Genomic DNA, 322 nt, shown 5'->3' on the forward strand with positions numbered 1-322 from the left:
CCTCTCTGGGTTGCCATTGTGGCGATGCTTCTTGCTCCGGCAGAGCCGTGGCTGATGCCATGCAGTTCAAGTACCTGACTGCGTAATACAGCCCGTCTGCCGTCTGGCTTTTCAGGACGGTTTTTCCAGTATTTGTAGCTGCTGCGATGAACCCCGAACACATGGCAGAGAGTGGCCACAGGATAACGCGCCCTGAGTTTCCCGATTATCGAGAACTGTTCAGGGAGTCTGACATCAAGAGCGCGGTTGTAGATTCAATTGGTCAACGCAACAGTTATGTGAAAACATGGGGTTGCGGAGGTTTTTTGAATGAGACGAACAT

The 322-nt window shown here is 51.6% G+C and carries 2 pseudogenes; one reads left to right on the forward strand and one right to left on the reverse strand.

Annotated features, from left to right (window positions below):
• Positions 1 to 245 (reverse strand): annotated as a pseudogene (locus tag QMN93_RS26150) (IS3 family transposase); the annotation flags it as partial.
• On the opposite strand from QMN93_RS26150, the pseudogene QMN93_RS26155 reads away from it, so the two are divergent.
• Positions 233 to 313 (forward strand): annotated as a pseudogene (locus QMN93_RS26155) (hypothetical protein); the annotation flags it as partial. The pseudogenes QMN93_RS26150 and QMN93_RS26155 overlap by 13 nt on opposite strands.
• Between the last annotated feature and the right edge of the window lie 9 nt (positions 314 to 322).

The organism is Enterobacter sp. R-1.6.2 (genome assembly GCF_035064085.1).
Taxonomy (GTDB): domain Bacteria; phylum Pseudomonadota; class Gammaproteobacteria; order Enterobacterales; family Enterobacteriaceae; genus Enterobacter; species Enterobacter asburiae_B.